Below are 21,395 nucleotides of genomic sequence, written 5' to 3'. Positions count from 1 at the left end.
TCCGGCCTACCGCCTACCCGGTCATTTCACCGATAACCTCCGCATTTATTGCACAATTTTCAACGTACTGCTCAGAATTGAGTATTATTGTGCGAAGTTGTCGTGAAGGAATCCCCTATGAAGCAAATTCGTATGCTGGCGCAATACTATGTCGACCTGATGATGAAGCTGGGTCTGGTGCGCTTTTCGATGCTGTTGGCATTAGCGCTGGTGGTGCTGGCGATAGTGGTGCAGATGGCAGTTACCATGGTGTTGCATGGTCAGGTCGAAAGTATTGATGTCATCCGCTCCATCTTTTTTGGCTTGTTAATCACGCCCTGGGCCGTCTATTTCTTGTCGGTGGTGGTGGAGCAACTGGAGGAGTCCAGGCAGCGCCTGTCACGGCTGGTACAAAAGCTGGAAGAGATGCGCGAGCGCGATCTCAAACTCACGGTACAACTGAAAGACAATATTGCTCAGCTTAATCAGGAAATTGCCGATCGCGAAAAAGCGGAGGCTGAGCGCCAGTCGACCTTCGAACAGCTAAAAGTGGAAATCAAGGAGCGTGAAGAGACGCAGATTCAGCTTGAACAGCAATCCTCTTTCTTACGCTCTTTCCTCGATGCGTCGCCGGATTTGGTTTTTTATCGCAATGAGGATAAAGAGTTTTCCGGCTGTAACCGCGCGATGGAACTGCTGACCGGCAAGAGTGAAAAACAGCTCGTCCATTTAAAACCGGCTGACGTCTATTCCCCCGAAGCGGCGGAAAAAGTGATTGAGACCGACGAAAAAGTCTTCCGCCATAACGTCTCGTTGACCTATGAACAGTGGCTCGATTACCCGGACGGGCGCAAAGCGTGCTTTGAAATTCGCAAGGTGCCCTATTACGACCGCGTTGGTAAACGTCATGGCCTGATGGGCTTTGGGCGCGATATTACGGAACGTAAGCGTTATCAGGACGCGCTTGAACGCGCCAGCCGCGACAAGACCACGTTTATCTCTACGATCAGCCACGAGCTGCGTACGCCGCTGAACGGCATTGTCGGCTTAAGCCGCATTCTGCTGGATACCGACCTTACCAGCGAGCAGGAAAAATACCTGAAAACCATCCATGTCTCTGCGGTCACGTTGGGGAATATTTTCAACGATATCATTGATATGGATAAGATGGAGCGGCGTAAAGTCCAACTGGATAACCAGCCGGTAGATTTCACCAGTTTCATGGCGGATCTGGAGAATCTCTCCGGCCTGCAAGCGCAGCAAAAAGGGCTACGCTTTGTGCTCGATCCGACGTTGCCGCTGCCGCATAAGGTGATCACCGACGGCACGCGTTTGCGCCAAATTCTGTGGAACCTGATCAGCAACGCCGTGAAGTTTACCCAGCAAGGGCAGGTGACGGTGCGCGTACGCTATGACGAAGGCGATGTGCTGCATTTTGACGTGGAAGATTCCGGCATCGGTATTCCGCAGGATGAGCAGGATAAAATCTTCGCCATGTATTATCAGGTGAAAGACAGTCATGGCGGTAAACCCGCGACGGGGACCGGGATTGGCCTGGCGGTATCGCGCCGTTTGGCAAAAAATATGGGCGGCGACATCACCGTTTCCAGCCAGCCGGGTAAAGGTTCCGTCTTTACGTTAACCGTACATGCGCCAGCCGTGGCGGAAGAGGTCGAGGACACGCTGGAAGAGAATGACATGCCGCTGCCTGCGCTGCATGTGCTGCTGGTCGAGGACATTGAGCTGAACGTCATTGTGGCGCGTTCAGTGCTGGAAAAACTGGGCAACAGCGTTGATGTGGCGATGACCGGGAAAGCCGCACTGGAAATGTTCACCCCGGGTGAATACGATCTGCTGCTGCTGGATATTCAACTGCCGGATATGACGGGTCTGGATATCTCCAGAGAACTTACCCGCCGCTATGCGCGGGAAGAATTGCCGCCGCTGGTCGCACTCACTGCTAACGTCCTGAAAGACAAGAAAGAGTATCTGGACGCGGGAATGGACGATGTGTTGAGCAAGCCGCTGTCGGTTCCGGCGTTAACCGCCATGATTAAAAAATACTGGGATACCCGTAACGAAGAGGAGAGCACTGTGACATCTGAAGAGAGCAGTAAATCGCAAGCGTTGTTAGATATCCCGATGTTAGAGCAGTATATCGAACTGGTCGGCCCGAAATTAATTACGGATGGGCTGGCGGTGTTCGAAAAAATGATGCCGGGTTACTTAAGCATTCTGGAGTCCAACCTGACGGCGCGGGATACCAAAGGCGTTGTTGAAGAAGGGCACAAAATTAAAGGCGCGGCGGGCTCCGTTGGGTTGCGTCATCTACAGCAACTGGGTCAGCAAATTCAGTCGCCGGATCTTCCTGCCTGGGAAGATAACGTGGGTGAATGGGTTGAAGAGATGAAGCAGGAGTGGCAGCACGACGTCGCGGTGCTGAAAGCCTGGGTGGCAAACGCGGAAAAAAAATGACCCCGGATTGACCGGGGTGCGCGAATACTGCGCCAACACCAGGGAAATCGTGGCTGCGCCGTAAGTTATGATTGTTTTTTACACAGGCGCAGCTCTGCTTTTCAGGCCGCACGCAGTTAAGATAGCAAATCTTAAATGTTTTGTTACATGAATCAGTTAAATGTGTGAAGCGCAGCATTTTAATCAGAATTATTAATACGCTTCAGTAAGTTGCGAAAAGGATCATCACGATGAAAAAAATTGGCGTAGTGCTCAGTGGATGTGGCGTATACGACGGCGCCGAGATTCATGAAGCCGTTCTGACCCTTCTGGCGATTGCCCGCAGCGGCGCGCAGGCCATCTGCTTTGCGCCGGATAAACAGCAGGCTGATGTGATTAATCATCTGACGGGCGAAGCGATGGCGGAGACGCGAAATGTCCTGATCGAAGCCGCGCGTATTACGCGAGGGGAAATTCGTCCACTCGCCCAGGCGGTCTCCAGCGATCTGGACGCGCTGATTGTTCCGGGTGGATTTGGCGCGGCGAAAAACCTGAGTAATTTTGCCAGTCAGGGCAGCGAGTGCCGGGTAGATAGCGACCTGGCCGCGCTGGCAATCGCCATGCACCAGTCGGGTAAGCCGTTAGGGTTTATGTGCATTGCCCCGGCAATGCTGCCCAGGATTTTTGGTTTCCCGCTTCGTCTGACGATTGGCACCGATATCGATACGGCGGAAGTGCTGGAAGATATGGGAGCCGAGCATGTGCCATGTCCGGTTGACGATATTGTGGTGGATGAAGATAACAAAATTGTCACCACGCCTGCTTACATGCTGGCGCAGGATATTGCACAGGCGGCGACCGGCATTGAAAAACTGGTGTCTCGCGTACTGGTTCTGGCTGAATGAGTAAAGGGCGTTTCACTCCGCTGGCGTCCCTGCGCCGTTTGCTCCTGCGCATCCTTGTGGTGCTGGCGGTTTTTTGGGGCGGCGGCATCGCGCTGTTCAGCGTCGTTCCGGTGCCTTTTTCCGCAGTGATGGTGGAACGGCAGATTAGCGCGTGGCTGCAAGGTGATTTCGGCTATGTTGCGCATTCCGACTGGGCTGGCATGGATGCGATCTCGCCGTGGATGGGGCTGGCGGTGATTGCGGCGGAAGATCAGAAATTCCCGGAGCACTGGGGATTTGATGTTTCGGCCATTGAGAAGGCGCTGGCGTACAATGAGCGCAATGAAAACCGAATTCGTGGGGCGTCCACGCTTTCTCAGCAAACAGCGAAGAATCTCTTTTTATGGGATGGCCGCAGTTGGGTGCGTAAAGGGCTGGAGGCCGGGCTCACCGTCGGGCTGGAAACCGTCTGGAGTAAAAAACGCATTCTGACCGTCTACCTGAATATTGCGGAGTTTGGCGACGGCGTGTTTGGCGTGGAAGCGGCGTCGCAGCGCTATTTTAATAAACCAGCCAGCCGGTTAAGTATGTCAGAAGCCGCGCTATTGGCGGCGGTGCTGCCAAACCCTTTACGTTTTAAAGCGAACGCGCCTTCAGGCTACGTGCGTAGCCGTCAGGCGTGGATTTTGCGTCAGATGCGCCAGTTGGGCGGCGAATCGTTTATGACGCGTAACCATCTGTATTAAGATTGCGCTGACGCGCGGCCTCAAGAGAGGGGAGCGGCAGCGCGCTTTTGTCTTCTTCCTGGCGGTTCATCTTCAGCGCCGCCACCAGACCCGGTTGGGCAATCAACCGTTCCCACTGTCTTTCCTGTTTGCGATGGCAAAACCAGGCTGACCAGCTTGCCAGCGGGATCAGCGTGCTCTCGCCGATGTTGTCGCAGATCACCGGGATCGCTTCGGATTCGCTAATGCGGTGACACAGAATATTTTGCGGCTTCAGGGTCATGGTGACGATGCGGTTATCGTAGATATAACGCTTGAGCGTTTTCAGCAACTGGCGCAGGACGGTGGCATCTTCGTCATTGCGGCACTGCGCCACAAATTCAGTCAGCGTGACGGACGGTTTGCCATCGAAATCGGTTATTACATCGTAGACGTAGCCCGTACCACAATCGGTCTCTACCGTACCGTGATAGCGCGGGATGCCGCTCCAGTCTTGCAGGTAACGTGACAGATGCGCGTAATATTTCAGCTCGCGGCGGATCTCTTTCTTGCCGCTGCGGTCGGCATTGTAAATGATCTTAATGCAGCGTTGGGCATCGCCCGGATGCGCATAACATTTACGATGGCGTCCGGTGCCCAGGGGATTTTGTTCAGATAAAAGTATCATGAGATCTCCTGGTAATGTTGCTAATAGAACCAGTATGAACGCTCAACTTAAATAGAACGTAAACAACCCTTCTTAAGGTTTTCTTAAGGTTTAATCAGGACGGAAAAGCGCACGGAATGTACAATATTGACGCAGGCAGAAAGGCGAGAGAATAAAAAAAACGCCGGATGGCGTTTTCTGGGAGAAAGGAGGAGACGAAAGCGAAATGGCCTAATCTTCGTCGAATCCTGAATTGAACAGCGCGATCACCGCCGCCAGCGCTTCGACCTCCTGCGGGCCGGTAGCTTCAATTTCTATCTGGCGACCTTTAGCAGAGTCCAGCATCAGCAGGGCGATGACGCTATTGGCTTCGGCTTCGGTTCCTTCATCATTGCGTAACAGCACTTCGGCCTCAAAACCCTGCATTAATTCAAACAGTTTCATGGCAGGCCGGGCATGCATACCCAGCTTGTTCGTGACTTCTACAGTCTGCTTCACGGTCATGTTTTGCGTTTTTCCAGCGTTCTATGGCGTGACTGCACGTTCTTACCGCGTGAGCGGAAGTAGTCTGCCAGCTGTTCTGCAATATACACCGAACGGTGTTTCCCGCCGGTACAGCCGATGGCTACGGTGAGATAGCTACGGTTGTTTGTCTCCAGCATGGGTAACCATAACTCAAGATAGCTGCGAGTCTGGTAGATAAAATTGTGTACTTCTGTGTGCCTGTCGAGGAATGCCGCAACCGGTTTATCGAGGCCGGTCATTGGACGCAGTTTCGGGTCCCAGTGCGGGTTAGGCAGGAAGCGCACGTCAAAAACATAATCGGCATCAATTGGAATACCGTGCTTGAAGCCGAAGGACTCGAACACCATTGTCAGCTCGCGTTCGCGCTTGCCCAGCAGACGGGTACGCAGCATTTCCGCCAGTTCATGCACGGACATTTCAGAGGTATCGACAATCAGATCGGCGCGGGAACGCAGCGGTTCCAGCAGATCGCTTTCCTGGTCGATGGCGCTTTCCAGGGAGAGATTTTTGCTGGAAAGCGGATGCAGACGGCGCGTATCGCTGTAACGGCGAATCAGCGTGTTGCGATCGGCATCAAGGAACAGAAGCTGTGGTGAAAACGCATCGGGCAGGTTGTTCATCGCCTGCTCGAAAATTTCAGGGGACTCAGGCATGTTACGCACGTCAATGCTGACGGCCGCAGAAATCTGGCGATCGGCCAGCGTACGAGCCAGATCGGGCAACAGCACCACGGGGAGGTTGTCCACGCAGTAAAAACCCATATCTTCCAGCGCACGCAGGGCGACAGATTTCCCTGACCCTGAACGACCGCTGACGATCATCAGTACCATGTACCGTTTCTCCTCACAACAGATGCCATTGGGTGGTTATGCCTCATCCTTTCCACCTTCGGTGTCAGTGATGATTTGATACAGCTCTTCGTCACTCTGCGCGGCGCGCAGACGGCGGCAGATGGTTTTATCCGCCAGACGTTTAGCGACCAGCGACAGTGTATGCAGATGCGTTTTGGTCTGATCTGCGGGCACCAGCAGGGCGAAAAGCAGATCGACCGGTTGATTATCAATGGCATCGAAAGCGATAGGCGTTTCGAGTTGGACGAACACGCCGACGGCGCGCAGCGTATCTTCTTCCAGCTTGCCGTGCGGGATGGCGATACCATTGCCAATGCCGGTACTGCCCATTTTCTCACGCGTCAGGATTGCTTCAAATACCACCTGCGGAGGCAGGCTGAGCTGTTTTGCCGCCAGTTCACTGATAATCTCCAGCGCACGTTTTTTGCTCTGGCAGTGAACGCCGCTACGCGTACATTCCTGGTTAAGTACGCTGCTCAGTTGTAGAGTCGTATCGTTATTTGTCATAATTTCACCTAAGAACCTGTTCCATCAGGATGATTCCTGATGAGGCAGATTCGGAGCGCTAACTGTACAAATGGCCTGTTGTGCGTCACAACAGGCCGTCCTGCACTCGCTAACTGCCCGGACAATTAGTGTTGTTTCAGTTTATCTTTGTGTTTCGTTAGCTGCCTTGCCAGTTTATCGATCAAACCGTCAATGGCGGCATACATATCCTGACCTTCCGCGCTGGCGTGAATTTCGCCACCGTTTACATGCAGTGTCGCATCCGAGATGTGTGTTACCTTCTCCACTTTCAAAACAACGTAGACCTGATTAATCCTGTCAAAATACTGCTCAAGTTTGGCGAATTTGGTTGAGACAAAGTCGCGCAGGGCTTCAGTAATTTCGACGTTATTTCCAGTGATGTTGAGCTGCATAGTGTCTTCCTTATCGGTTGGTTCAAACCAGCTGTTTGCGCTGATTGGACGGCGGAATGGATAAAGACTCTCGGTACTTCGCAACGGTGCGGCGCGCCACCATGATACCCTGATCCGACAACATAGAGGTTAACTTGCTGTCGCTCAGCGGCTTCGCGGGGTTCTCCGCAGCAATTAATTTCTTCACCAGCGCACGTATCGCCGTGGAAGAGGCTTCGCCTCCGCCTTCGGTATTCACATGGCTGGAAAAGAAATACTTCAGTTCAAAAATGCCGCGTGGACTGTGCAGATACTTCTGCGTGGTCACACGGGAAATCGTCGATTCGTGCATCTCGACGGCCTGGGCGATGTCCGCCAGCACCATCGGTTTCATAAACTCTTCGCCTTGCTCGAAGAAGGCCTGCTGCTGCTCAACAATACAGCGGCTCACGCGTAACAGGGTGTCGTTGCGGCTTTCCAGACTTTTGATCAGCCACTTCGCATCCTGAAGGTTGCTGCGAATGAACTGGCTGTCGGCATCATTACGCGCGCCGTTGCACAGGGCGGCATAATGTTGATTGATCTGTAGACGGGGAATGCTGTCGCCGTTCAGCTCCACCATCCAGTAACCGTTATGCTTACGCACCAGCACATCCGGGATCACATATTCAGGTTCGCCGGTCTGGATAGACTGACCCGGTCTGGGATCGAGCGACTGGATAAGATTGACCGCCTCTTTCAGCACCTCTTCTTTCAGCCGCGTAACGCGCATCAGGGTGCGGAAGTCATGATTGGCCAGCAGATCGAGGTGATTGCTGATGATCAACCGGGCGTCTTCCAGCCAGGGCGTGGATTTATCGAACTGTGAGAGCTGGATCAGCAGGCAGTCACGGAGATCTTTCGCCGCCACGCCGATGGGATCGAAGCGCTGAACGCGTTTGAGCACCGCTTCTATTTCATCGAGGCCGATCTCTTCATCGCCGATGCTTTCGAGAATGTCATCCAGCGAAATGGTGAGATAGCCGGTATCATCAACGGCATCGACAATTGAGGTGGCAATCGCGCGATCGGTATCCGAGAACGGAGTCAGCCCGACTTGCCACATCAGGTAGTCCTGGAGGGACTGCGTGGTTTCGCCCTGGTACACCGGCAGCTCGTCGTCGATGTAGTCGCCGCTGGTGCCGGACGGCGTACCTGCGGTGTAAATCTCATCCCAGCTGGCGTCAAGCGGCAGCTCTTCGGGCATCTCTTTCTGTTCGAGCGCGTCTGCGGTATCCAGGGCTTCGTTGTCCTGGGTTTCGCGCGTGTCGATTTCATCGTGAAGATCGGTTTGCTCAAGCAGCGGATTACTCTCCAGCGCTTGCTGAAGTTCCTGCTGAAGTTCCAGCGTAGACAACTGCAACAGACGGATGGCCTGTTGTAGCTGGGGCGTCATCGCCAGTTGTTGGCTGAGCCTGAGTTGCAAACCTTGCTTCATGTTCAGAGTCGTTTTCTCCCGCTGTGACGTCGCAGTCTTCTACCCTATCAGAGTCTGAAGTCTTCCCCAAGGTATACGCGCTTAACGTGCTCGTCTTGCAGGATTTCTGTCGGTGTGCCGTGTGCGATCAGATGCCCCTGGCTGACAATATACGCGCGTTCACACACCGCCAGCGTCTCACGAACGTTGTGGTCGGTAATCAGAACGCCAAGGCCGCTGTCGCGCAGGTGCTCGATAATGCGTTTGATGTCGATGACGGAAATCGGGTCAACGCCTGCAAACGGTTCATCCAGCAGGATAAATTTCGGATTTGCGGCCAGCGCGCGGGCAATCTCCACACGGCGGCGTTCACCGCCGGACAACGCTTGTCCGAGGCTGTCGCGCAGATGCTCGATGTGGAACTCTTCCATCAGTTCATTGGCGCGGTCTTCACGCTGTTCGGTCGTGAGATCGTCGCGAATTTGCAGCACCGCCATCAGGTTATCAAACACGCTCAGACGGCGGAAAATGGAGGCTTCCTGCGGTAAATAGCCAATACCGCGACGCGCGCGGGCATGCAGCGGCAGCAGGCTGATGTCTTCATCGTCAATAATAATGTTGCCAGCGTCGCGCGGCACAATGCCCACCACCATGTAGAAGGTAGTGGTTTTGCCTGCGCCGTTCGGCCCGAGCAGACCGACGATCTCCCCGGAATTCACGGTCAGGCTGACATCTTCCACCACGCGACGGCCTTTATAGGCTTTCGCAAGATTCTTTGCAGTTAATGTTGCCATAACGAATTAGTTACCCTTCTTCTGTGCCGGGGTCTGGTCTTTGTTTTTGTCCTGCAACTGCGACGGCACCAGAACCGTCGTTACACGTTTGCCTTTTTCGCTGAACGCCTGCATTTTCTGCTCTTTCACCAGGTAAGTGATCTTATCGCCGGTGATGTTGCTGTCGAGCTGCTCCAGGTAGGCGTTACCGGTCAGGACGACGAAATCTTTCGCCAGTTCATAATGCATTTTTTGGGCATGGCCTTTTACCGGCTTGCCGTTGTCCTGCATCTGATAAAACGTCGCCGGGTTGCCGAAGCCGTCGATCACCTCTTTGCCTTGCTCGCCGCCCGGACGGGTGACGACCACTTTGTCGGCATTGATTTTGATGGTGCCCTGAGTCACGACGACATTTCCGGTAAACGTCACCACGTTACCCTGCATATCCAGTGACTGCTGGTCCGATTCAATATGAATCGGTTGTTCGGTATCGCCGGTGACCGCGAACGCCGGAAGACTGGTGGCCAGAAGTGTGCTGGCAAGCACAAGATTAAGGCTGAGTTTGTTTGTTTTGAATTTCATAGGAGGTTCTAACCTTTTCAATCAGCTCGGCGTTCTTGCTGCGTAAGTTGCCGCGCATTTTCAGTCCGCTGGAGTTAAATGTTGTTCCGTATAACGTGACCAGATCTTCAGAGGTGACATCCTGCGTCACCAGGTTGATCGTCGCGTTATCCGTCGTGATTCTGCGTAGTTGAGCGTCAGGCGCCAGCGCATTGACTTCAACGTGACCATACAGATAGAGCATCCGGTCTTCGGTCAATTTCGCCTTATCCGCTTTAATCGACCATGTCGGGACTTTATCTTTATCAAAGGTGGTTAATACCGGTTGGGTAAACCACGAAAGCGCCTGTTCTGAATAATATTCAACGTGCTGCGCAATAAGACGATAGTTCAACGCGCCTTCCGGGCTATAGACGACCGTATCGGTATGCTCGCTCTTATAAGTCGGATCGCTGGTGTTCACCACAACCTGAGCAGGATCGTCTTTATCCGCCAGATTAATTCCGATCAACACCAGTACGGCCAACGACAGTAGAATGATAACCCAACGTCTGGTTTTACTCATATCGATTGCCCTTTGGCCTCATCAAGCTTACCCTGCGCCAGCAAGAGTAGATCGCACACTTCCCGCACCGCGCCGCGTCCACCGGCGATATGCGTCACATAGTCGGCGCGAGGGATCAGGAGCGGATGCGCATCAGCGACCGCAACGCTCAGACCCACTTTTTCCATCACCGGCCAGTCGATCAGATCGTCACCGACGTAAGCCACATTTTCAGGCGCAACGCCCAGCTTATCGAGCAGGTCGCCAAACGCGATAAGTTTGTCCGACTGCCCCTGATAGAGATGCGTGATCCCCAGGGTGGCACAGCGATCTTCTACAAGTTTAGCCTTTCGTCCGGTAATAATAGCGACCTCAATCCCGGAAGTGAGCGCACAGCGAATGCCGTAGCCATCACGGACGTTAAAGGCCTTCAGCTCTTCACCGTTGTTGCCCATATAAATCAGACCATCAGACAGCACGCCATCCACATCGAGGATGAGCAGACGGATGTTTTCCGCCTGGGCGATAACCTGTGTACTGACGGGGCCATAACAGGTCGCAAGCGACGCACCTGCTTTACTCATTTCTTTTATCCTTGAGTTTCTACACTACGCCTGCACGCAGTAAATCATGCATATGTAACACACCCAGTAACTGGTCGCCATCAGCAACCAAAACGGAGGTGATATGACGGGACTGCATTAAGTTCAGGGCGTTAACGGCGAGAATACCGGGGCGAACGCGAATTCCCCCTGGTGTCATGACGTCGGCAATCCCTAACTGGCGAACATCCACACCCATATCGAAAACACGACGCAAGTCGCCATCGGTAAAGATGCCGTCAATCTTCATTGTGTCATCACAAATGACGGTCATGCCGAGATTTTTACGCGTAATTTCCAGCAGGGCATCACGCAGGCTGGCGTTTTTATTCACATGCGGGATTTCATCGCCGGTGTGCATGATATCGTTAACGCGCAGCAGAAGTTTACGGCCAAGTGCGCCGCCCGGATGCGACAACGCAAAATCTTCGGCGGTAAAGCCGCGGGCTTTTAATAACGCGACCGCGAGCGCATCGCCCATGACCAGCGTAGCCGTGGTGCTGCTGGTCGGCGCCAGACCCAACGGGCAGGCTTCTTTCGGCACTTTAACACACAGATGCACATCCGCCGCACGCGCCATGCTGCTTTCTGGCCGCCCGGTGATACAAATCAGCGGCACCTGCAAGCGTTTGAGTACCGGGATTAATGCGGCAATCTCATTGGATTCGCCAGAGTTGGAAATCGCGATCACCACATCCTGCGAGGTGACCATGCCGAGATCGCCATGCGCGGCCTCGCCCGGGTGAACAAAAAAGGCGGAAGTGCCGGTGCTGGCAAAGGTGGCGGCCATTTTCCGCCCGATATGACCTGATTTTCCCATCCCCATGACAACGACTTTGCCTGTGCACGAGAAGATTTTTTCACAGGCGAGCGTGAAGTTCTGGTCGATGTATTGGTCAAGCTCCGCCAGGCCTTCACGTTCAATCTCCAGGACGTCTTTGCCTGCTTTCTGAAAGTCAAAACCCGGTTGTAACGCTAAGTGCGACATAGTCCGTTTTCCCGTTATCCAATAAGAAGCGGCGATAGCCAGTACAGCATCGCCAGCCATACGATAAAACCGCCGGTCAGCAGCACGCCTGCGCCCCGACCAATCTGGCGCGGACGCCGCCAGCACAGCAATGCCAAAACAATGCTCACTAACAGCATCACGCTATAGTCACGCCCAAACGCCAGCGGGTTGACGTCGCCTGGCGTAATCAATGCAGGCAGCCCCAGAACGATGGCGATATTAGAAATATTGGCGCCGATAATGTTGCCAATGGCGATATCATTTTCACCTTTGCGGATGCCCGCGATCGCCGTCGCCAGCTCCGGCAGGCTGGTGCCAATCGCAATCACCGTCAGGCCGATAGTCAGTTCGCTCATGGCGAAGTAGTTCGCCAGTACGGTGGCGTTATCAACCACCATCCGCGTCGCCATCGGCATAATAATCAGCGCGATACCCAGCCACAAAAACGCGACGGGTAAGCCGCCTTCGCGCGGCAGCTCCGCCACCTGCTCCCGGGTGAGGCTGTCATTTCCCTGTCGCTCCGCCAGGCGCGCGATCTTAACAATGAACAGCAGCCATAGCACGGCCAGCAGCAGAAGAAAGATTCCGTCGCTACGGCTCAGCTCGCCATCGTGCAGGACGGAACCCGCCAGCACACTGACAAATAACATTAGCGGCAATTCGCGGCGCAAAACATCAGAATGCACGGTAAAAGGGTGAAACAGCGCCGCCAGGCCCAGAATCAGCAAGATATTGATGATGTTGGAGCCGAGCGCGGTGCCCACGGCTAAATCCAGTTGCCCGTGAAGCGACGCGGCAACTGAGACAATTATCTCCGGTAATGATGTTCCGATACTGACGACTGTCATCCCGATAATGAGCGGAGGAATCCCCACTGCCCGGCACAAAATCGATGCGGCAAACACCAGACGATCGGCGCTGTAGACCACCAGAAGTAAACCAATAATTAACAGCGCCGTAGCTAAAAGCATCTAAAGTCCTTTCTTCAGGTATACTCGCCGGTCCACTGGAGGGATCTTCTGGAAGCCGTAACGAAGTCTTAATTTTGACTTTATGCGGCTAAAAAGTAAAACAAATGCCAGCTTTAGCTAACCAGGGCAGGTAATATTCTGTAAATATGTTGGGTTCATGGCTAAATTCAGCGCCATGCTTAGATCAACAAGGCGATACAAAGGATGAATCAATGGGTCAGTCTGTGGCGAATTTAGTCGATATGCGCGACGTCAGCTTTTCGCGTGGCGACCGCTGCATTTTCGATAATATTTCCCTGACCGTGCCACGCGGGAAGATCACGGCGATCATGGGGCCATCGGGGATCGGTAAAACCACGCTGTTACGACTGATTGGCGGACAGATCCCGCCGGATAGCGGGGAAATACTGTTTGATGGCGAAAACGTACCTGCCATGTCTCGCTCGCGGTTGTACACGGTACGAAAACGGATGAGCATGCTGTTTCAGTCGGGGGCGCTGTTCACTGACATGAACGTGTTTGATAACGTAGCCTACCCGCTGCGGGAGCACACGAATTTACCCGCGCCGCTGTTGAAAAGCACGGTGATGATGAAACTGGAAGCCGTTGGTCTGCGCGGCGCGGCAAAGCTCATGCCCTCTGAACTGTCCGGGGGGATGGCGCGGCGTGCGGCATTAGCCCGTGCTATTGCGCTGGAACCCGACCTCATTATGTTCGATGAGCCGTTTGTAGGTCAGGACCCGATTACGATGGGCGTACTGGTGAAGCTGATTTCAGAACTGAACAGCACGCTGGGCGTAACCTGCGTTGTCGTGTCCCACGATGTGCCGGAGGTGCTGAGCATCGCCGATCACGCCTGGATTATGGCGGACAAAAAAATCGTGGCGCACGGTAGCGCGAAGGAACTGCAAGAAAATGCCGACCCGCGCGTCCGCCAGTTCCTGGACGGTATTGCCGACGGGCCGGTTCCGTTCCGCTATCCGGCGGGCGATTATCACTCCGATTTACTCGAAACAGGGAGTTAAGCCACTCATGCTGTTAAATGCGCTGGCATCGCTTGGACACCGGGGGATCAAAACCCTCAGAACGTTCGGGCGTGCCGGGTTAATGTTATTCAATGCGGTGATTGGTAAGCCGGAATTTCGCAAGCATGCGCCGTTGCTGGTGCGTCAGCTCTATAATGTGGGCGTCCTGTCGATGCTCATTATTATCGTCTCTGGCGTTTTTATCGGCATGGTGCTCGGGTTGCAGGGCTATCTGGTTCTGACGACCTACAGCGCGGAAACCAGCCTGGGTATGCTGGTGGCGCTTTCATTGCTGCGTGAACTGGGGCCGGTTGTCGCGGCGTTGCTGTTTGCCGGGCGCGCAGGGTCTGCGCTGACCGCAGAAATTGGTCTTATGCGAGCGACTGAGCAGCTCTCCAGTATGGAAATGATGGCCGTCGATCCGCTGCGCCGGGTGATCTCTCCGCGCCTGTGGGCGGGGGTGATTTCGCTGCCGCTGCTGACGATTATCTTCGTGGCCGTTGGCATCTGGGGAGGATCGCTGGTTGGCGTTAGCTGGAAGGGGATCGATGCCGGTTTCTTCTGGTCGGCGATGCAGGATGCCGTCGACTGGCGTCTGGATCTCGTGAACTGTTTGATTAAGAGCGTGGTGTTCGCCATCACGGTAACGTGGATTGCGCTGTTCAATGGGTATGACGCGATTCCGACCTCTGCCGGGATTAGCCGCGCAACCACGCGCACCGTTGTGCACTCGTCTTTGGCCGTTCTGGGTCTGGATTTTGTGTTGACCGCACTGATGTTTGGGAATTGAGTTCATGCAAACGAAAAAAAGTGAAATTTGGGTAGGGATCTTCTTGCTGGTTGCGTTGCTGGCGGCGCTGTTTGTTTGCCTGAAAGCGGCCAATGTCACCTCAATGCGCACGGAGCCGACCTACACGATTTATGCGACCTTCGACAATATTGGCGGCCTGAAAGCGCGCTCTCCGGTGCGCATCGGCGGGGTGGTTGTCGGCCGGGTTGCGGATATCTCGCTGGATCCGAAAACCTACCTGCCGCGCGTCACGCTGGATATTGAAGAGCGCTATAACCACATTCCTGACACCAGTTCGCTGAGTATCCGCACCTCTGGCCTGCTGGGGGAGCAATATCTGGCGTTAAACGTCGGGTTTGAAGATCCTGAACTGGGAACGTCTATCCTCAAAGATGGCGACACTATTCAGGACACCAAGTCCGCGATGGTGCTTGAAGACATGATTGGTCAGTTCCTTTACAACAGCAAAGGGGACGACAATAAGAATTCTGGCGATGCGCCAGCGCCAACTGAAGGCAATAATGAAGCGACACCGCCTGCGGGCGCAACAAATTAATCACAGGAGAATCGATGTATGTTTAAGCGATTAATGATGGTAGCGCTGCTGGTCATTGCACCGTTGAGCGCGGCAACCGCGGCGGACCAGACTAACCCATATAAATTGATGAATGAGGCGGCGCAGAAAACCTTCGATCGTCTGAAAAACGAACAGCCGAAAATCCGTGCCAACCCGGATTACCTGCGCGACGTCGTTGACCAGGAACTGCTGCCGTATGTGCAGGTGAAATACGCGGGCGCGCTGGTACTGGGTCGTTACTACCGGGAGGCGACGCCGGCGCAGCGTGACGCCTATTTCGCGGCGTTCCGTGAATACCTGAAACAGGCTTATGGTCAGGCGCTGGCAATGTACCACGGCCAGACTTACCAGATTGCGCCGGAACAACCGCTGGGCAATGCGACCATCGTGCCGATCCGCGTGACGATCATCGATCCGAATGGCCGTCCTCCGGTTCGACTGGATTTCCAGTGGCGTAAAAACACCCAGACCGGTAACTGGCAGGCTTATGACATGATCGCGGAAGGCGTCAGCATGATCACCACAAAACAGAATGAGTGGAGCGATCTGCTGCGTACCAAAGGCATCGACGGCCTGACCGCGCAGTTGCAGTCAATTTCTCGTCAGAAAATTTCGCTGGAAGAGAAAAAATAATGACGCAGTCACTTAGCTGGACGCGCGAAGGTGACACGCTGGCATTAGCGGGGGAGCTGGACCAGGACGTGCTGAACCCTCTGTGGGATGCGCGCGTTGATGCGATGAAAGGCGTAACCTGCATCGATCTGAGCCAGGTCTCCCGGGTGGATACCGGTGGTCTGGCGTTACTGGTGCATCTTGTCGATCAGGCGAAACGACAGGGCAACAGCGTTTCGCTGCAAGGGGTAAACGAGAAGGTTTACACGCTGGCGAAGCTCTATAATTTGCCTGCTGACGTGCTTCCACGTTAATTTTTGTAGGCCGGATAAGGCCTTGTGCCGCCATCCGGCAAAACCCCTAAGTGGGATTTGCCACCAAAGCCTTGCCTGATTTATCAGCTGGGCTTTTTGCTTATTTATGACAGCGCCACTTTGCTCTAAGATGTTGGGCTGTTTTCCCTATTTGACGAATGAAGAGCCCATGGAAAATCATGAAATTCAGAGCGTGCTGATGAGCGCACTCTCCCTCCAGGAAGTCCACGTCTCTGGCGATGGCAGTCACTTTCAGGTTATCGCCGTGGGTGAGATGTTTGACGGCATGAGCCGGGTCAAGAAGCAGCAGTCTGTTTACGGCCCGTTGATGGAGTTTATTGCGGATAACCGTATCCATGCCGTATCGATCAAAGCGTATACCCCAGCGGAATGGGAACGCGATCGCAAACTTAACGGTTTTTGAGCGACGGGCGACACGCCGGTAGCAGATATGAATTCTTAACAGAGAACAGAATAATGGATAAATTTCGTGTACAGGGGCCGACAACGCTCCAGGGCGAAGTCACAATTTCAGGCGCTAAAAATGCCGCATTGCCGATCCTTTTCGCGGCGCTGCTGGCAGAAGAGCCGGTAGAGATCCAGAACGTTCCAAAGCTGAAAGACATCGATACGACGATGAAACTGCTCAGCCAGCTTGGAACGAAAGTGGAACGTAACGGTTCTGTCTGGATCGACGCCAGCCAGGTCAACATCTTCTGCGCGCCTTACGAACTGGTAAAAACCATGCGCGCGTCGATTTGGGCGCTGGGGCCGCTGGTTGCGCGTTTTGGTCAGGGACAGGTTTCTCTGCCAGGCGGCTGCGCCATCGGCGCGCGTCCGGTCGATCTGCACATCACCGGCCTGGAACAATTGGGCGCTGAGATCAAGCTGGAAGAAGGCTATGTGAAGGCGTCTGTTAATGGTCGTCTGAAAGGCGCGCATATCGTGATGGACAAAGTCAGCGTCGGTGCGACGGTGACCATCATGTCTGCGGCAACGCTGGCCGAAGGGACCACCGTGATTGAAAACGCCGCGCGTGAGCCGGAGATCGTCGATACCGCGAACTTCCTGGTGACGTTGGGAGCGAAGATCAGCGGTCAGGGCACCGATCGTATTACCATTGAGGGCGTTGAGCGTCTGGGCGGCGGCGTATACCGTGTTCTGCCCGATCGCATTGAAACCGGCACCTTCCTGGTCGCGGCGGCGATTTCCGGCGGTAAAATCGTCTGCCGTAACGCGCAGCCGGATACGCTGGATGCCGTACTGGCTAAACTGCGTGACGCCGGAGCGGATATTGAAACCGGTGAAGACTGGATCAGCCTGGACATGCATGGCCAGCGTCCGAAAGCTGTGAATGTGCGCACCGCGCCGCACCCGGCTTTCCCGACCGATATGCAGGCGCAGTTCACGCTGCTGAACCTTGTCGCGGAAGGGACGGGTTTCATCACGGAAACCATTTTCGAAAACCGCTTTATGCATGTGCCTGAACTGATCCGTATGGGCGCGCACGCGGAAATCGAGAGCAACACCGTGATTTGCCACGGCGTTGAAAAACTCTCCGGGGCGCAGGTGATGGCGACCGACTTGCGTGCGTCTGCGAGCCTGGTGCTGGCGGGATGCATTGCAGAAGGCACGACGCTGGTCGATCGTATTTATCACATCGATCGTGGCTATGAGCGCATTGAAGACAAACTGCGCGCGCTGGGCGCGAATATTGAGCGTGTGAAAGGCGAGTAATTTTTTCCTCATGCACTGGTAGCCCCTGTTCGGGGGCTACCGTTCAGAGCGTTATCCGTTCCTTACTTCTCTATTTCCCTTTTCGAGCCCGCATCAGACGTGTTCTGTCAATGAACTCATGGGTTTCTGGGTCATGATAGCGCGACGGCCAGATCACCCAGGGTTCTGTACCCAGTGCCTTCGCAATGATGAGCTCTCCTTTCGGCCACGGTCGGGTCAGGGCGTTTGCCAGCGTCGAGGAACTTAATCCATTCTTGCGTGATTCCGCCGCCATAGATGTCCCTTTTTTACGTAATCCGGCAATGATGTCTGCGGGATGCCAGTCAATGAGTTTATTTTCCATTATTCCCTCACTCCTTCGGTCAGTCAGTCGCTTGCGGCCTGGATAATCAGCCTGTGAGAAATACTATACGCCAGGTGATAGTATTGCTCTAATATGTTCCTGTAAAGAGTATGCATATTCATAAAATGTGACAGCATACGTGCGATGGGAAAAGGGCCGGAAAAGAAATGAGTAACTGGAATTTACTGGAACTTAAAGATTCATCCCGCGCAAAGCACGGGATGAGAAGGGAGGGTTAACGATCGCGTTGTACGGCGATGTGCGCCAGACCGATCAGGGCTTCGCGCCACGGCGTATCAGGCAGAATCTGTAGGGCGGCGATGGCTTTATCGGCCTCGTCTTCTGCACGCTGACGCGTCCATTCCAGTGAACCGCAGGCGGTCATAGCTTCCAGAACGGGTTCCAGAAGGTGGCGACCATTGCCTTGTTCAATGGCGGTACGGATCATTTGTGCCTGCTCTGGCGTACCGTTACGCATAGCGTGCAGCAGCGGCAGCGTTGGTTTTCCTTCGTTGAGGTCATCGCCGACATTTTTACCTAACTGCTCGCCATCAGCGCTGTAATCGAGTAAATCGTCAATCAGCTGAAAGGCCGTACCGAGATAACGACCATAATCCTGCAACCCTTTTTCCTGCTCAGGAGTGCAGCCTGCAAGAATACCGGAACACTGCGCCGCAGCTTCAAACAGGCGCGCCGTTTTGCTGTAAATCACGCGCATGTAATTTTCTTCGGTGATGTCCGGGTCGTTGACGTTCATCAGTTGCAGCACTTCGCCTTCGGCGATGACGTTCACCGCTTCTGACATTACTTCCAGCACTTTCAGCGAGCCAAGGCTGGTCATCATCTGGAACGCGCGGGTGTAGATAAAATCACCGACCAGGACGCTGGCGGCGTTGCCAAATGCCGCATTCGCCGTTGCCTTCCCACGACGCATATCGGATTCATCCACAACATCGTCGTGTAGCAGGGTGGCGGTGTGGATAAACTCGATTAAGGCAGCGATCGTGACGTGCGCATTTTCCTGATAACCAACGGCGCGCGCAGCGAGTACGGCAATCATCGGGCGGATACGTTTTCCGCCGCCGCTAACGATGTAATACCCTAACTGATTGATCAGTTGGACGTCGGAATTGAGCTGTTCAAGGATTGTCGCATTGACACCCGCCATATCTTGCGCGGTTAACTCATTGATTTTTTCTAAATTCATCGCAAAAGCCGGGCTTATCGCCCCGATTAACTCATCATGGGATGAGATAACTAAGGGTTTAGGGTTAGGAATATATGCTGATTGTACTGAAAAAACGGCGCAGATAAACGTTACCGTACACGTTGTGTTTTTTTTCTTCATGTATTGACGGTAGCACTTGTCAAAGGCTCGCGTTTTGCGTAATATTCGCGCCCTATTGTGAATATTTATAGCGCACTCTGAATCATTGAAAAGGCGTGCGCGGAAGCGGAGTTTTTTATGTACGCGGTTTTCCAAAGTGGTGGTAAACAACACCGAGTAAGCGAAGGTCAGACCGTTCGCCTGGAAAAGCTGGACATCGCAACTGGCGAAACTATTGAGTTCGCTGAAGTTCTGATGATCGCAAACGGTGAAGAAGTCAAAATCGGCGTTCCTTTCGTTGATGGCGGCGTAATCAAAGCTGAAGTTGTTGCTCACGGTCGTGGCGAGAAAGTTAAAATCGTTAAGTTTCGTCGTCGTAAACACTATCGTAAGCAGCAAGGCCACCGTCAGTGGTTCACTGATGTGAAAATTACTGGCATCAGCGCCTAAGACCTGAGGAGAGATTTAAATGGCACATAAAAAGGCTGGCGGCTCAACTCGTAACGGTCGCGATTCAGAAGCTAAACGCCTGGGCGTTAAGCGTTTCGGTGGCGAAACCGTTCTGGCGGGTAGCATCATCGTTCGTCAACGTGGCACCAAATTCCACGCTGGCACTAACGTAGGTTGCGGTCGTGACCACACTCTGTTTGCTAAAGCAGACGGTAAAGTGAAATTCGAAGTTAAAGGCCCGAACAACCGTAAATACATCAGCATCGTTGCTGAGTAAGTTCTTCGTGGTCCGGTAACGGATTAAAGCCCCGCAACGTGTTGCGGGGCTTTTTACATTGAAAACCCGGAAAATTTTCTTGTAGGGAAAACGGGCATGAAGCAGCAGGCTGGCATTGGCATCCTTTTAGCACTCACCACTGCAATGTGTTGGGGCGCCTTGCCAATTGCAATGAAGCAGGTGCTGGAGGTGATGGAACCTCCAACCATTGTCTTCTATCGCTTTTTAATGGCGAGTATCGGCCTCGGCGCGATCCTGGCAGTTAAAAGAAAGCTCCCGCCATTGCGTATTTTTCGCAAACCGCGCTGGCTGGTGTTGCTGGCGATTGCAACAGGTGGACTTTTCGGGAATTTCATCCTGTTCAGCTCTTCCCTGCAATATTTGAGTCCGACGGCATCGCAGGTTATCGGTCAACTGTCACCGGTTGGCATGATGGTCGCCAGCGTCTTTATTTTGAAAGAAAAGATGCGCGGCACGCAGGTGATTGGCGCGCTCATGCTGCTTTGTGGGCTGGTGATGTTCTTTAATACCAGTCTGATCGAGATTTTTACCAAACTGACTGATTACACCTGGGGTGTGATCTTTGGGGTCGGTGCGGCGACGGTCTGGGTGAGTTATGGCGTCGCGCAAAAGGTGTTATTGCGTCGTCTGGCCTCACAGCAGATCCTGTTTTTACTGTACACTTTATGTACGATTGCGTTATTGCCGCTGGCGAAGCCGGGGGTTATCTCGCAGTTAAGCGACTGGCAGCTCGCGTGTTTGATTTTCTGTGGGCTGAATACGCTGGTAGGATATGGCGCCCTGGCGGAAGCGATGGCGCGTTGGCAGGCAGCGCAGGTGAGTGCGTTAATCACGCTCACTCCGCTGTTTACGCTGTTATTTTCAGATCTATTATCTATGGCCTGGCCCGATTTCTTCGCCAGACCGATGTTAAACCTTTTAGGTTATCTCGGTGCGTTTGTCGTGGTTGCGGGCGCGATGTATTCCGCCATTGGTCATCGTATTTGGGGCGGTTTACGCAAGCATGAAACGGTGGTTTCGCAACCCCGCTCAGGCGAATGATT

General features: G+C 53.8%; 27 protein-coding genes. 13 read left to right on the top strand and 14 right to left on the bottom strand.

The window, feature by feature from the left end:
* Window positions 1-117 precede the first annotated feature (117 nt).
* From arcB to mtgA, 3 genes are all read left to right on the top strand, one after another.
* Window positions 118-2,454, top strand: coding sequence for an aerobic respiration two-component sensor histidine kinase ArcB (gene arcB / locus OGY62_RS01660; protein ID WP_012135343.1), 2,337 nt, complete (start codon window positions 118-120; stop codon window positions 2,452-2,454).
* Between the two features lie 230 nt (window positions 2,455-2,684).
* The gene (gene elbB, locus OGY62_RS01655) at window positions 2,685-3,338 is read left to right on the top strand and encodes an isoprenoid biosynthesis glyoxalase ElbB (RefSeq protein WP_012135342.1); all 654 of its coding nucleotides are present in this window, start codon (window positions 2,685-2,687) and stop codon (window positions 3,336-3,338) included.
* On the top strand, window positions 3,335-4,063 hold the full coding sequence (gene mtgA, locus OGY62_RS01650; protein WP_286458928.1) for a monofunctional biosynthetic peptidoglycan transglycosylase: 729 nt from the start codon (window positions 3,335-3,337) through the stop codon (window positions 4,061-4,063). Before elbB ends, mtgA begins: the two co-directional genes overlap by 4 nt.
* Here mtgA and yrbL read toward each other — a convergent pair.
* The 12 genes from yrbL to OGY62_RS01590 all read right to left on the bottom strand — a co-directional run bounded on the left by yrbL (window position 4,038) and on the right by OGY62_RS01590 (window position 12,879).
* The gene (gene yrbL / locus OGY62_RS01645; RefSeq protein WP_286458925.1) at window positions 4,038-4,709 is read right to left on the bottom strand and encodes a PhoP regulatory network protein YrbL; all 672 of its coding nucleotides are present in this window, start codon (window positions 4,707-4,709) and stop codon (window positions 4,038-4,040) included. The two genes, mtgA and yrbL, sit on opposite strands and share 26 nt — an antisense overlap.
* A 210-nt stretch (window positions 4,710-4,919) precedes the next feature.
* Complete coding sequence (npr, locus tag OGY62_RS01640) at window positions 4,920-5,192, bottom strand: PTS phosphocarrier protein NPr (protein WP_012135339.1); 273 nt, start codon at window positions 5,190-5,192, stop codon at window positions 4,920-4,922.
* Complete coding sequence (gene rapZ / locus OGY62_RS01635) at window positions 5,189-6,043, bottom strand: RNase adapter RapZ (RefSeq protein ID WP_012135338.1); 855 nt, start codon at window positions 6,041-6,043, stop codon at window positions 5,189-5,191. The genes npr and rapZ overlap by 4 nt, the downstream gene beginning before the upstream one ends.
* Before the next feature lie 36 nt (window positions 6,044-6,079).
* Window positions 6,080-6,571 (bottom strand): PTS IIA-like nitrogen regulatory protein PtsN, encoded by a 492-nt coding sequence (gene ptsN / locus OGY62_RS01630; protein ID WP_012135337.1) that lies wholly within the window; start codon window positions 6,569-6,571, stop codon window positions 6,080-6,082.
* A 125-nt stretch (window positions 6,572-6,696) separates the two neighbouring features.
* Complete coding sequence (hpf, locus tag OGY62_RS01625; RefSeq protein ID WP_012135336.1) at window positions 6,697-6,984, bottom strand: ribosome hibernation promoting factor; 288 nt, start codon at window positions 6,982-6,984, stop codon at window positions 6,697-6,699.
* Window positions 6,985-7,006: 22 nt separating this feature from the next.
* Window positions 7,007-8,440 (bottom strand): RNA polymerase factor sigma-54, encoded by a 1,434-nt coding sequence (gene rpoN / locus OGY62_RS01620; protein ID WP_286458923.1) that lies wholly within the window; start codon window positions 8,438-8,440, stop codon window positions 7,007-7,009.
* 47 nt (window positions 8,441-8,487) lie between these two features.
* Window positions 8,488-9,213 (bottom strand): LPS export ABC transporter ATP-binding protein, encoded by a 726-nt coding sequence (lptB, locus tag OGY62_RS01615; protein WP_012135334.1) that lies wholly within the window; start codon window positions 9,211-9,213, stop codon window positions 8,488-8,490.
* 6 nt (window positions 9,214-9,219) lie between these two features.
* Complete coding sequence (lptA, locus tag OGY62_RS01610) at window positions 9,220-9,774, bottom strand: lipopolysaccharide ABC transporter substrate-binding protein LptA (RefSeq protein WP_286458922.1); 555 nt, start codon at window positions 9,772-9,774, stop codon at window positions 9,220-9,222.
* Entirely contained in the window at window positions 9,743-10,318 is a 576-nt protein-coding gene (gene lptC, locus OGY62_RS01605) for an LPS export ABC transporter periplasmic protein LptC (protein WP_012135332.1), read from the bottom strand. Before lptC ends, lptA begins: the two co-directional genes overlap by 32 nt.
* Window positions 10,315-10,881 carry a 3-deoxy-manno-octulosonate-8-phosphatase KdsC gene (kdsC, locus tag OGY62_RS01600; RefSeq protein WP_012135331.1) on the bottom strand — a complete coding sequence of 189 codons (567 nt, stop codon included), beginning with the start codon at window positions 10,879-10,881 and terminating at the stop codon, window positions 10,315-10,317. The genes lptC and kdsC overlap by 4 nt, the downstream gene beginning before the upstream one ends.
* A 19-nt stretch (window positions 10,882-10,900) precedes the next feature.
* Complete coding sequence (gene kdsD, locus OGY62_RS01595) at window positions 10,901-11,887, bottom strand: arabinose-5-phosphate isomerase KdsD (RefSeq protein WP_012135330.1); 987 nt, start codon at window positions 11,885-11,887, stop codon at window positions 10,901-10,903.
* A gap of 14 nt (window positions 11,888-11,901) precedes the next feature.
* Window positions 11,902-12,879: a calcium/sodium antiporter gene (locus OGY62_RS01590; RefSeq protein WP_012135329.1), complete on the bottom strand. Its 978-nt coding sequence runs from the start codon at window positions 12,877-12,879 to the stop codon at window positions 11,902-11,904.
* 212 nt (window positions 12,880-13,091) lie between these two features.
* Here OGY62_RS01590 and mlaF point away from each other — a divergent pair, with 212 nt between their 5' ends.
* From mlaF to murA, 7 genes are all read left to right on the top strand, one after another.
* Window positions 13,092-13,904, top strand: coding sequence for a phospholipid ABC transporter ATP-binding protein MlaF (mlaF, locus tag OGY62_RS01585; RefSeq protein ID WP_012135328.1), 813 nt, complete (start codon window positions 13,092-13,094; stop codon window positions 13,902-13,904).
* Between the two features lie 7 nt (window positions 13,905-13,911).
* The gene (gene mlaE, locus OGY62_RS01580; RefSeq protein WP_047460983.1) at window positions 13,912-14,694 is read left to right on the top strand and encodes a lipid asymmetry maintenance ABC transporter permease subunit MlaE; all 783 of its coding nucleotides are present in this window, start codon (window positions 13,912-13,914) and stop codon (window positions 14,692-14,694) included.
* Window positions 14,695-14,698: 4 nt separating this feature from the next.
* Window positions 14,699-15,250, top strand: coding sequence for an outer membrane lipid asymmetry maintenance protein MlaD (gene mlaD / locus OGY62_RS01575; RefSeq protein ID WP_012135326.1), 552 nt, complete (start codon window positions 14,699-14,701; stop codon window positions 15,248-15,250).
* An 18-nt stretch (window positions 15,251-15,268) separates the two neighbouring features.
* Window positions 15,269-15,904: a phospholipid-binding protein MlaC gene (mlaC, locus tag OGY62_RS01570; protein ID WP_012135325.1), complete on the top strand. Its 636-nt coding sequence runs from the start codon at window positions 15,269-15,271 to the stop codon at window positions 15,902-15,904.
* Window positions 15,904-16,197 (top strand): lipid asymmetry maintenance protein MlaB, encoded by a 294-nt coding sequence (mlaB, locus tag OGY62_RS01565; protein ID WP_049010395.1) that lies wholly within the window; start codon window positions 15,904-15,906, stop codon window positions 16,195-16,197. Before mlaC ends, mlaB begins: the two co-directional genes overlap by 1 nt.
* Before the next feature lie 169 nt (window positions 16,198-16,366).
* Window positions 16,367-16,621: a BolA family iron metabolism protein IbaG gene (ibaG, locus tag OGY62_RS01560; protein WP_024130986.1), complete on the top strand. Its 255-nt coding sequence runs from the start codon at window positions 16,367-16,369 to the stop codon at window positions 16,619-16,621.
* Between the two features lie 53 nt (window positions 16,622-16,674).
* Window positions 16,675-17,934, top strand: a complete 1,260-nt coding sequence (murA, locus tag OGY62_RS01555; RefSeq protein ID WP_012135322.1) for a UDP-N-acetylglucosamine 1-carboxyvinyltransferase — start codon at window positions 16,675-16,677, stop codon at window positions 17,932-17,934.
* A 70-nt stretch (window positions 17,935-18,004) separates the two neighbouring features.
* Here the strand turns inward: murA and sfsB are convergent, their stop codons facing one another.
* Both sfsB and ispB read right to left on the bottom strand, forming a co-directional pair.
* Window positions 18,005-18,277: a DNA-binding transcriptional regulator SfsB gene (sfsB, locus tag OGY62_RS01550; RefSeq protein WP_012135321.1), complete on the bottom strand. Its 273-nt coding sequence runs from the start codon at window positions 18,275-18,277 to the stop codon at window positions 18,005-18,007.
* Between the two features lie 235 nt (window positions 18,278-18,512).
* The gene (ispB, locus tag OGY62_RS01545; protein WP_047460989.1) at window positions 18,513-19,484 is read right to left on the bottom strand and encodes an octaprenyl diphosphate synthase; all 972 of its coding nucleotides are present in this window, start codon (window positions 19,482-19,484) and stop codon (window positions 18,513-18,515) included.
* Window positions 19,485-19,742: 258 nt separating this feature from the next.
* Between ispB and rplU the strand changes: the two genes are divergently transcribed.
* The 3 genes from rplU to OGY62_RS01530 all read left to right on the top strand — a co-directional run bounded on the left by rplU (window position 19,743) and on the right by OGY62_RS01530 (window position 21,393).
* Window positions 19,743-20,054 (top strand): 50S ribosomal protein L21, encoded by a 312-nt coding sequence (rplU, locus tag OGY62_RS01540; protein WP_000271396.1) that lies wholly within the window; start codon window positions 19,743-19,745, stop codon window positions 20,052-20,054.
* Window positions 20,055-20,073: 19 nt separating this feature from the next.
* The gene (gene rpmA, locus OGY62_RS01535) at window positions 20,074-20,331 is read left to right on the top strand and encodes a 50S ribosomal protein L27 (protein WP_012135319.1); all 258 of its coding nucleotides are present in this window, start codon (window positions 20,074-20,076) and stop codon (window positions 20,329-20,331) included.
* 96 nt (window positions 20,332-20,427) lie between these two features.
* Window positions 20,428-21,393: a DMT family transporter gene (locus OGY62_RS01530; protein WP_104868137.1), complete on the top strand. Its 966-nt coding sequence runs from the start codon at window positions 20,428-20,430 to the stop codon at window positions 21,391-21,393.
* Window positions 21,394-21,395: the final 2 nt, after the last annotated feature.

The organism is Citrobacter sp. CK198 (assembly GCF_030333295.1).
In the GTDB taxonomy this organism is placed as follows: Bacteria; Pseudomonadota; Gammaproteobacteria; order Enterobacterales; family Enterobacteriaceae; genus Citrobacter_B; species Citrobacter_B koseri.
This window is presented reverse-complemented; position numbering and strand designations above follow the sequence as displayed.

Coding starts and splice junctions, on each gene's coding strand:
- rpoN (WP_286458923.1), bottom strand. CDS start 8,440: ATGAAGCAAGGTTTGCAACTCAGGCTCAGCCAACAACTGGCGATGACG.
- OGY62_RS01590 (WP_012135329.1), bottom strand. CDS start 12,879: ATGCTTTTAGCTACGGCGCTGTTAATTATTGGTTTACTTCTGGTGGTC.
- rplU (WP_000271396.1), top strand. CDS start 19,743: ATGTACGCGGTTTTCCAAAGTGGTGGTAAACAACACCGAGTAAGCGAA.
- npr (WP_012135339.1), bottom strand. CDS start 5,192: ATGACCGTGAAGCAGACTGTAGAAGTCACGAACAAGCTGGGTATGCAT.
- rpmA (WP_012135319.1), top strand. CDS start 20,074: ATGGCACATAAAAAGGCTGGCGGCTCAACTCGTAACGGTCGCGATTCA.
- mlaE (WP_047460983.1), top strand. CDS start 13,912: ATGCTGTTAAATGCGCTGGCATCGCTTGGACACCGGGGGATCAAAACC.
- mlaC (WP_012135325.1), top strand. CDS start 15,269: ATGTTTAAGCGATTAATGATGGTAGCGCTGCTGGTCATTGCACCGTTG.
- rapZ (WP_012135338.1), bottom strand. CDS start 6,043: ATGGTACTGATGATCGTCAGCGGTCGTTCAGGGTCAGGGAAATCTGTC.
- ispB (WP_047460989.1), bottom strand. CDS start 19,484: ATGAATTTAGAAAAAATCAATGAGTTAACCGCGCAAGATATGGCGGGT.
- kdsC (WP_012135331.1), bottom strand. CDS start 10,881: ATGAGTAAAGCAGGTGCGTCGCTTGCGACCTGTTATGGCCCCGTCAGT.
- OGY62_RS01530 (WP_104868137.1), top strand. CDS start 20,428: ATGAAGCAGCAGGCTGGCATTGGCATCCTTTTAGCACTCACCACTGCA.
- mlaF (WP_012135328.1), top strand. CDS start 13,092: ATGGGTCAGTCTGTGGCGAATTTAGTCGATATGCGCGACGTCAGCTTT.
- lptC (WP_012135332.1), bottom strand. CDS start 10,318: ATGAGTAAAACCAGACGTTGGGTTATCATTCTACTGTCGTTGGCCGTA.
- mlaD (WP_012135326.1), top strand. CDS start 14,699: ATGCAAACGAAAAAAAGTGAAATTTGGGTAGGGATCTTCTTGCTGGTT.
- yrbL (WP_286458925.1), bottom strand. CDS start 4,709: ATGATACTTTTATCTGAACAAAATCCCCTGGGCACCGGACGCCATCGT.
- hpf (WP_012135336.1), bottom strand. CDS start 6,984: ATGCAGCTCAACATCACTGGAAATAACGTCGAAATTACTGAAGCCCTG.
- lptA (WP_286458922.1), bottom strand. CDS start 9,774: ATGAAATTCAAAACAAACAAACTCAGCCTTAATCTTGTGCTTGCCAGC.
- ptsN (WP_012135337.1), bottom strand. CDS start 6,571: ATGACAAATAACGATACGACTCTACAACTGAGCAGCGTACTTAACCAG.
- mtgA (WP_286458928.1), top strand. CDS start 3,335: ATGAGTAAAGGGCGTTTCACTCCGCTGGCGTCCCTGCGCCGTTTGCTC.
- kdsD (WP_012135330.1), bottom strand. CDS start 11,887: ATGTCGCACTTAGCGTTACAACCGGGTTTTGACTTTCAGAAAGCAGGC.
- lptB (WP_012135334.1), bottom strand. CDS start 9,213: ATGGCAACATTAACTGCAAAGAATCTTGCGAAAGCCTATAAAGGCCGT.
- murA (WP_012135322.1), top strand. CDS start 16,675: ATGGATAAATTTCGTGTACAGGGGCCGACAACGCTCCAGGGCGAAGTC.
- elbB (WP_012135342.1), top strand. CDS start 2,685: ATGAAAAAAATTGGCGTAGTGCTCAGTGGATGTGGCGTATACGACGGC.
- arcB (WP_012135343.1), top strand. CDS start 118: ATGAAGCAAATTCGTATGCTGGCGCAATACTATGTCGACCTGATGATG.
- ibaG (WP_024130986.1), top strand. CDS start 16,367: ATGGAAAATCATGAAATTCAGAGCGTGCTGATGAGCGCACTCTCCCTC.
- mlaB (WP_049010395.1), top strand. CDS start 15,904: ATGACGCAGTCACTTAGCTGGACGCGCGAAGGTGACACGCTGGCATTA.
- sfsB (WP_012135321.1), bottom strand. CDS start 18,277: ATGGAAAATAAACTCATTGACTGGCATCCCGCAGACATCATTGCCGGA.